Source organism: Neptunomonas sp. (assembly GCF_041601355.1).
Taxonomy (GTDB): Bacteria; Pseudomonadota; Gammaproteobacteria; order Pseudomonadales; family Balneatricaceae; genus Neptunomonas.
In genome coordinates, this window is record NZ_JBFIIH010000144.1 from 1 (window position 1) to 9502 (window position 9502).

The following is a 9502-nucleotide window of genomic DNA, read 5'->3' on the forward strand; positions in this document are numbered from 1 at the left end:
CCACCTTTCGCAATTTCGCCGTAATATTTTGCAGGAACAACCACTTCGACATACAACGGGTCCAGCTGTACAACATTCAAGATGGGATCTTCGCCCACATATTCGCCCGGGTCCAGAAACGTCTCTACTACTACACCCGCCAAGGGGCTACGAATGGTTTTTTGCTTTAATAAGGCACGGGTTTGTTCTGCCTCATAACCGAAAAGGCGATTATTGATGATGATTTCGTCCTTTTCCTGCTCAGAAATCAGGTTTTTCTGATACAGCTCAGTATTACGTTTTATGGTTCGCTGCCCATAGGCCGCCTGCGCTCTATTTAACTTTAGCGTTGCTTGCTCTACTTCGGACCTTAGCTTGACCAGTACTTCACCTTCTTTAACCAGACCGCCTTTTTTAACTAATACAGATTCTATGACACCCGCTATTGGGCTGGCGATCAGAATATCGAGACTGGGCGTTAACAGACAGCCGAGCGACGGGACTGCCAAGCGGTCATTATAAGATTCAGCCGCCGATAACAGCGCCTGATCTTTACCTGAAAAAGTATTGTCGGATGAATTTTCGGTTAATAAAGAAGCTGTTAATAACTTTTCAGCTTCAACGTTCTGTTCTGCCGCTACTGGCATTGATACCAGAAACGAAACCATCAAAAAAGCGTGTATTTTCATTTAATTACTTCGTCCTGAGAATGCCAGTAAATCGCCCTGCTTTACATCATAGTCAAGAGTCGATTGGCGAGCCAGATAGTTCTGGCGTTCTATAAATTGTTGCTCAACCTGTAATGCCTTAATCACCATCTTCTGGCCACCTGAGGTATCAATGCCCAGCGAAAGGCCAGTCGCAATCAGGCCTTTAGCACTGATCGTCTTGATAGGTTGGTCTTCCAGCGTTAGCAGCATTTCAAAGCTACCCGGATCTCCCTGTCGCGCACTCCGGCCAGCTAACTGCCGGTCTACCCGGCCGGACTCATAGCGATCAGTGAGTATGACATGCAACCCTCCTGCCGCCTTAACAGCAGGTGCCAGCTTTATATCTGTTCCTCGTCCTGCCATGTTAGTAGCTACCATCACCCGCCCCGGTTCTCCGGCTTGTGCGACTATTTCTGCTTCTGCTTTATCCTGTTTGGCACTGAGTACCTGATGAGCAATTCCGGCTTGCTGCAGGTAATCACTAGCCACTTCAGAATCAGCCACTGAGTTGGTACCAATCAGAATTGCGCGCTGCTGGATAACCAACGCCTGACATCGCTCGATAACGGCTTGCCAGCGCTGTTCAGCAGTAAGAAACACCTTGGCTGGGTAGGTCTCGCGTATCTCCGGCCGATACGTGGGTATGCGCGATACCGCCAATTCATAGGTATCCCATAACTCTTGCTTCACTTCCCAGGCGGTTCCTGTCATACCCGACAGACAAAGATAACGCCGGAAAAAATTCTGGTAACTGATCCGGGCCTGAGTAACACGTTGTGGCGTTAATTCGCACGCCTCTTTTAGCTCTATCATCTGATGCAGTCCTTTTTCCCAGGAACGGCCTTCCATCACCCGACCGGTTAACGGATCAACCAGCTCGATCTTACCTTCGCGTACCAGATAATCTTTATCTGCCTGATAGATATATCGTGCCTGCAGTGCTTTATGGACGATCTCTTCGCGGCGAATCGCGCCTCGCCATAACGGCCCAAGCCCTTCACACAAATGGCGGATGGCGGCGGTCCCCTGCTCGGTAAACTCTACCTCGCGGCGCTCCGGCTTGTGAGTAAAATCCTTATCTAACAGCAGCTCCTGAGACAAAAGGTAGGCTTCTTCAATAAATTGCTGCTCATCTTCATTATTCTGTACGCCGGATATAATCAGTGGCGTTCTTGACTCATCAATTAAGACACTATCCGCCTCATCCACCAATGCAAAATGTAATCCGCGTATTTGTAACTGAGATTCCAGTTTAGGGCTTTTCAACGCTTCAACATGCAAGCGCAATGGCTCCTCCTGATCCATTTTCATACGATCACGTAGATAATCAAAAACCAGCTCTTTACCCGTGACATACAGAATATCAGCCTGATAAGCGTGTCGGCGCTGCGGCGGTGTAACTTCATGCGTGATGACGCCGACGTTAAAGCCAAAGCACTGATACAGTGGTTGCATCTCTTCTGCATCTCGCTGGGTAAGGTAATCGTTGACTGTTACTACATGCACCGGCAAACCCGAGAGCGCTGCCGTTATCACCGGCAAAGCCGCCGTGAGCGTTTTGCCTTCGCCGGTTTTCATCTCAGCGACGCGTCCCTGAAGCATAATCCAGCCACCTAATAACTGACTATCAAAATGCCGCATACCCAGAGTACGACCCGACATTTCACGGATAATGGCAAATATTTCTGCTACTAGCGTATCGACTAATCCTTGTCGGCGTAATGCTTGAGACAAGACCCGGGTTCGCTCCAGCAGACACTGATCAGTGTCTGCTTCACAGCTCAGGCTATAATGTGAAACCTTTCGAACGAAACGTTGACCACGCAACGTTAACCGCCAGGGGTTTAATTCAAACTGCCCCTTAATTCTTACCTCCAATTGCTCCAGCCAGTCCCTGCCTGGCCGCTTTCTTTCCGGTCGATGCCGATAATCTGCCGGGGCATGTGAGGCTATTTTTAGCATTTAGTAATCCAGCTCGCGTAGTAATATGCGGCGCAGATCTCGATAAATACGATAGCCAATCGGTTCCGGGGTATGCTCAAACCGAACATAAGCACGCTCTCCAACGCGATAGGCGGCAGAACCGGCTAACTGCAAGTCCACCAGAAAAACTGTTTCAAACGCTTCAGGCTGCTCTTTATTGGTCGGATCTAATGCGAACAAGCCACCGCCTTCTACCGATAAAGCCGGACTGGGTAAGGTTTTTTGTGCTCCGGGCACCTCACTGGCAAGCTGCGCCTGTATATCGTGATCAATTTGCTCTGCAATCCTGACAGTTACGGTTTGAACATCACTGCGCACTGAGGGGATATCGTCCTGGCTTACAGCCGCTCTGACGCGGTATTCACCCGGCTGTAATACATACCCCAGCAAGGTGCCCCGTGGAATAAAACGCCCTTCCGGATCGACCGGCAAGGCCAGTTGATAACGACCATTGGCAGGGCTCTTAACGACGAGTTCCCGCTGCTCTTCCAGGCTACGTTTTAGTTCTGCGCGTGCCTGCGCTATCTCTTCGGCCAGAATACTCACTTCACTCTGTCGTAAGTCAGCTACTGCGGTTTGATAGCGAACCAGTAGCTCTTTAAGGCGCCCTACATACTCCGCAACTTTGGCATCCAGTTCATCATTATTACTGATGAGAAGCGTATCCCCGACCTTGACCATAGCGCCCGGCGTGACAACCAACTGCTGAAGAAAACCACTACTGCCGGCCAGCACCTGCGACTCATCCGGGGCCCAAACAACACCGTGTGCGACCGTCATCTTAGGCAGTGGGATAATAAAAAATATCAGCCAGAGAAGAATTACCAGTGAACTGATGCTCAGAAACACGCGGGACCTGTTCTTTTTTACGGTTCTATCCATAGCCAAAAATTTAATAACCCCCAGGGTTGGTTTGCCGAACATATTATACAAAGACAGCACGGCCAGAATAATACCGACGAAAAACAGCTCACTCGCCACAAAAAGCACAATCGTAAAGGTGATAAATACCCGGTAGATGAAACTGGCTATCGCGTAGAACACCAGCCAATTCGCTTCGCCCTTACTATAGGCAGCACTGTTCGCTACGTCACCGAAACCAAATAGATATTTTTTACATAAATATGTAATTTGCCGGGTGCCTCTTGAAGCCAGATTAGGGATCTCAAGAAAATCTGACAGCACATAGTAAGCATCAAAGCGCAGCAATGGATTACCGTTAAACAGCAGTGTAGATACACCGGAAATCAACAACGTGTTAAACGCCATACTACGTACCACACCAGGCTCGACACTGACCCACACCCACATTGCCATTGCGGCAATAAAAGCTTCGACCAGAATACCCGCCGCGGCTACCAGCATGCGTTGATACTTACTGTGAAAGGCCGCCGATGCCGAGGCATCCACATAGGGAATCGGCATAAAGATGAGAAACATCACGCCCATCTCATGCACTTCCCCTCCCCAGCGCTTAACGGCATAAGCATGGCCAAACTCATGAATAAGTTTTACTACCGGATAGACCAGCCAGATAAGGAATAGATTTTCAACGGCCAGTACCCGGTCTGAGAGGTTTTCGGTTAACTCCGGCCAGTGATATACCGCCTGCGTTAATGCCCAGCCAATAGAAAACAGCCAGATAAATCCGGTTAACGGATTAAATATCCAACGACTGATGCCTGCCGTGCGGCTCAGAAACGGCTCAGGATCAATGAGTGGTATTTTTACCGCCAGAGGCGATTTAATAGCAGCTAACAATCGGTTTTGTTTCTCTTTACGACGGCGTTTATTAAGTTCGCCAATGTCGGGGATGACGTCGGTTTGAATCACGTCCACCCGATAAAGCTGGGATAACAACTGGATCACTTCATCTTGCGAAGGCATATCATCGCCGAGTTGCTCTCCGGCACTATGCCAGAGGTCATCCAGTGTACGGCGGCCATTCATGAGCCCTATCAGACAATAAGCCTGCGGCGTAAAGCGGTGATAACGGCCGGTGGCATCATCCTGAATCACGTACCAGACCGCACCCCGGTATATATGCCGATTCAGGACCACATGAGAGCGCAATCGAGGCTTTAATTCAGCGACCCTATGCCATGAAGGACTGAACAGTGAGACTGACATTTACGGCCACCATGACCAGAGTTTCAACTTAAACCATTGCAGTGCAGGATAGGTCCAGATCCAAATAAGCTTGCGCTCATCTACTTCTATTTTTCCGACACCCTTCATACCCGGCCGCATCTCAGGAATGGAATCAACCAGCACGGCTTCTACCCGAAAATAATTCCCCCCGTCACGCGCCTCGGTCACGGGTGTCACCTGGGTTACCTTAAACGCTGAGGTTGTCTCAGGTAATGAGTTGAGCACCAGATGTCCTTGTTGTTGCTCTGTGATATCGGCCATACGGTGTTCGTCAACCCATAAAATGACACGATAGCTATCCAAAGGCGCTACTTCGAACAAGACTTCACCTTGTTCGATAGCGCCTCCCAGGCGCTGACTTAAATCACCACTGATCACTATCCCGTCAAAGGGTGCACGAAGGCGGGTTCTTGAGAGTTTACTTTCGACCAGCTTAAGTTGAGCACTATTTTGTTCAAGTTGCGTTTGGATGACGGCTGCCTCGGCGCGTTCGCGCTTCGCGACGGCTTCCTCATACTGGCGTTGCAGTTTCGCCTGTTCACTCAAATAGCTTAGTTTTTCAAGGGTGAGGTCTCGATCATCCAGACTACTCATCTCTTGTCCCTGAGTTACCCTTTCTCCGGCTTTAACATCAGCGGATTCAAGATATCCTTCAAACGGCGCTACGATAGCCCGGCGCACGGAACCTTCCAGCAAGCTATCGCCGGATACCCGATAAGTGCCCTTGGCCACGCTAAAGAAAACAACCACAGCAGCAAGTAAAATCAGACTTAATTTACGCCCCAGATAACCGCTACCCAATACTTTTTTCACATGTTGCCCGCAGGCTGAGATCAGGTGTTGATACCAGGTTTTATCCTGATTTTGCTTATTTCTCAGGGTCTCACCCGACAACGCGACAACACTGCGTATCTGGGTAATTTCATCTTCCGAAAAAGGATTATCCGCCGGCCTTTCAAGCGTAACCGCACCAAAATAGTGAGTGCCAGAATGCAACGGGATAGTAAGAATATTGGCATTGCCATAAGATTGAGAAAACTGCGCATGCTCTCGCTCAACCAGTAAACTGCTACTATCGAACGTATTGGGATAATTGATAACGCCCCGTTGTTGTACGGCCTCATCCATTACTCCGGATAAGCGGCGGATCAAATTCATTTTCTTGCCAAATTGTGCGCTGTGCGACAACGTCGTCACTTCCACCAACGCGCCTTTTGTCAGCCCGAAGCTAACACGATCACAGGATAATGCTGCCGCTAACTCATTGACAAATGTCATAGCGGCACTATTAAAATCAGATTCAACCAGTACGGCACCTAACAGATCGACTGCGCCGGATAACCGATCAAACTGCAAATTTTTCTCACGGCCACGATGGCGACGTAACAAGAGCTCAATCCAGGCGCTGCCCCATTGGATCTGCTCCATAACAGCAGGTAACACTATACTGTTAACCCGCAAAGACAGTGCCACTACGCCGACTAACTCATCATCCAACCGAATTGGAAACGCGACACCATAACCGCCAGAAGCAAGGGTATGAACTAACCCTGCCGCTTCCTCAAGGCCTTCTTCGATCAAGGCAGTAAACTCTTCATCCGTCTGAGATTTTTCAGGCCAGATAGCGGTTGGCTGAAAACCCGCTTCGCCACTTTCCAGCACTAATGCGGCGATAGAAACACCCCCAATGCGAGTGCACATCAACTCTAACCAGTATTGGCAATACTCTTCATAACTGTCGGCTGCACTGAATTGAACCCAGGCCTGGCGTAGTCCGTCATCGGTGGTATCTGAATCTATCTGCATCGAGGCACTTTATTTATAAAAATCATAGGGGCAGGAAAAAATATGCCCGGATCACACCGGGCGTATTCTATTCAGTCATTCAACGGGGCTTTTCGCTCAGACTGAGTAGCCGCAGGAGTCACTTCAACGCTGCCTTCGCCTATTTCACCAAAGCGTGTTTCATACTGTGCAACCACATTATTCAACAAGGTAGCCATACGTTTAGCGGCAAAAGGATTAAGAATTATACGGTCTGATAACCCAATAACTAATTCTTTTTGTTGAGCATTCCACGCCTGGTTTAAGCCAAACAACAAGGTAATTTCTTCACGCGTACTCGAAACATTACATACATTAGCGTAAGTACTTCTCATCTGGGAGTCATCCCATTTGATTTTAGGTGTTTCAACTTTCTGCTTTTGCTTATCCATTATTACTCCCTAGATTTATCAATGTAATTTTATGTTTTTTGCTGCCTGCTCCCAATCTGAAGCGGTCACAGTTTTAATTTTTTCGTTACCTATAAAGCACTGTTTTGACTCATCCCAACGTTTAACATGACGCTGCTTTAAGCGCAGATTATCAAAACCTTTGCGGGCAATTTTTGTCGTTGTCGATCGGTCAGCTTTTGCCAGCTTCCAACCGGCAAGACTTGCAATCGCTGCTGCTGCCGATTTCAGATCAGTCTCAGATTGCTCTGCGGTTGCTACGTCTTTTAACTCTGTGTTGCCTGATCCTGCAGCAGCAGGAGTGGTTTTCTCAGCCTCCTGATCTGTAGGATTCAGATCAGGGTTTATATCAGAGCTTGCATCCGGACCAGCTTCTTCAGGTAGCGTTTCTTCAACTACAGGCTCAGCAGGTACAATTTGATTTTCGTCAGTCTGTGGAATATCTGTATCGGGGTCAACTGTACATTCTGTAATAACGCCTTCTTCATCCAGACATTCCTGATCCTCTTCTTCGTTTTCATCTGGCTTTTTATCATTATTAGCTTTGCCGGAAGCGTGACTTTTGCCATGTTGGTTAAGCTTAGCATCCCGCGAAAACAGACTACCGCGATCATCTTCACGCAGTCCGAAAACATCCAAAGAGGTTAAAGCATTATCAACGCCTTTAGGGCTTACTGAACCGAACTCTGGCTGGAACTCGTTATACAAGGTGAACTGAGTATTGGCTAACAAGTCTAGATTACCCTGCGCCAGACGCGCCAGATAAAGTACGCGACCGAATCCATCGGCAGAACTTTGCAGCGAAGCCTGGGCATATTCACCGGCTAAGATATCGTCGGAAAGGTTGCCAAAAAATACATCGCTACCAAATCCACCGAACATCAGATCGTTATCATCTCCGCCATTTAATACATCACCACCACCTAAAAACAGCTCAGTGGTTTCAGCCGTAACCAGATATCCATTATTGAATACTGCTAACCCACCATCACCGGATATAAAATCATCGCCAGCATCGCCAAAGAGGTTATCGCTACCTCCACCGCCGATGATGACATCATGACCGTCTCCGCCATGTATTTCGTCATCCCCTCCTATGTGAGAGAGCTTACTTTCTACTCTATCTAACGTGGTTGGATCTTGATCATCAGTGTTGTAAAAGGCATTTCCAAGATCACCAAGAACCTTATCATTACCCGAGCCTGCATAAATAAGCTCATTACCCAAGCCACCAAAGATCAAATCATCGCCACCTCCGCCGTACAGTGTATCCTTGCCTGACGTAGCCATGGTTGTATCTGTCGTGGTGTAACGATCAACCAATCCATTGATGTAATCAGCAACACCGTTATCTCCGAATATAACGTCATTGCCATAACCTGTTTCGACATAGTCATCACCCACACTGCCGAATACAAGGCTGTTGCCACCCACAGTGGTAATCCGGTCATTTCCTCCAAGAGTACTGAGTTCACTCACTACCCGGATCAACTGATCTCCTGCTTCATTGTAGCGAAGCGTACCGTTATCACCCATCAGAATACTGTCATCAGCAACCCCTGTGGCGATGTTATCACCATGAGTACCCGCCATTACAATATGACGGCCATTGCCCAGAGTAATGTTATCAACACCCCCGGTTAATGCAGTTGTGTCCTGTGTGATGAAAGTTTTCAGTGTACCTTGAGTGAAGAGAAGCTCTCCGTTATCGCCCAGTATCCAATGACTGCCAGAAGCGGCGTTAACCACATCGCTACCAAAACCCCCGATGACGGTTTTATCACCATCACCGAGCGTGACCTTATCGTTACCGCCTATTGTGGTATCGGTGCTGCGGATACTGTCGAGGATGCCAGCTGTCCACTGGATCTCACCTTTATCGCCAAGAACGATGTCGGTGCTGTTACCGCTGGTGATAGTGTCGCTACCGACGCCACCGATAACGATATTACTATCACTACTGCTGGCTCCGCCTAAGTGAATGGTGTCATCGCCACCAATACTGCTGGTGTTGAAAACACTTTGCAGAATGTTGTTAGCGTCGTAGTCCAACTGACCTTCATCACCCAGAACTGTGCGGTTACCCACACTGCTTAGCGTTGTTTTGACGGTGTCGTTACCTTTACCGGCGATCACGACTTTATCGCCGCTACCCAGAGTAATGATGTCATCACCTGCTTGATTCAGGGAGCTCTGGTTAATAGTGCTCTGGTTAATAGTGCTCTGCAGGTTAGTCAGTTGCTCGGCGCCGATCGCGCCGCTGTAGTTCATTGTGCCGTTATCACCGAGGATATGATCGGTGCTGCTGGCTGTAGTGACGGCTAAGGAGACGGTAATGATGTCATTATCGCTGCCGCCGATCACCTGGTTAATATCACCGGAAAGGCTGATCTCGTCCTGACCGCCATTGAGGTCGTCAATACTACTGATGTTACGCAGTGCGCC

The 9502-nt window shown here is 48.5% G+C and carries 5 protein-coding genes and 1 pseudogene; all 6 read right to left on the bottom strand.

Annotated features, from left to right (window positions below; all coding sequences use genetic code 11):
* A partial coding sequence (locus ABY436_RS17150) for an efflux RND transporter periplasmic adaptor subunit (protein ID WP_372740151.1) occupies positions 1–668 on the bottom strand: 668 nt, incomplete at its 3' end.
* A complete protein-coding gene (locus tag ABY436_RS17155) occupies positions 669–2651 on the bottom strand; it encodes a hypothetical protein (RefSeq protein ID WP_372740152.1) in 1983 nt (660 codons plus the stop codon).
* A complete protein-coding gene (locus tag ABY436_RS17160) occupies positions 2652–4802 on the bottom strand; it encodes a site-2 protease family protein (RefSeq protein WP_372740153.1) in 2151 nt (716 codons plus the stop codon).
* Positions 4803–6629: an HlyD family efflux transporter periplasmic adaptor subunit gene (locus tag ABY436_RS17165; protein ID WP_372740154.1), complete on the bottom strand. Its 1827-nt coding sequence runs from the start codon at positions 6627–6629 to the stop codon at positions 4803–4805.
* Between the two features lie 71 nt (positions 6630–6700).
* Positions 6701–7039: a DUF3467 domain-containing protein gene (locus tag ABY436_RS17170; RefSeq protein WP_372740155.1), complete on the bottom strand. Its 339-nt coding sequence runs from the start codon at positions 7037–7039 to the stop codon at positions 6701–6703.
* Positions 7040–7057: 18 nt separating this feature from the next.
* Positions 7058–9502: pseudogene (locus ABY436_RS17175) on the bottom strand (hypothetical protein); the annotation flags it as partial.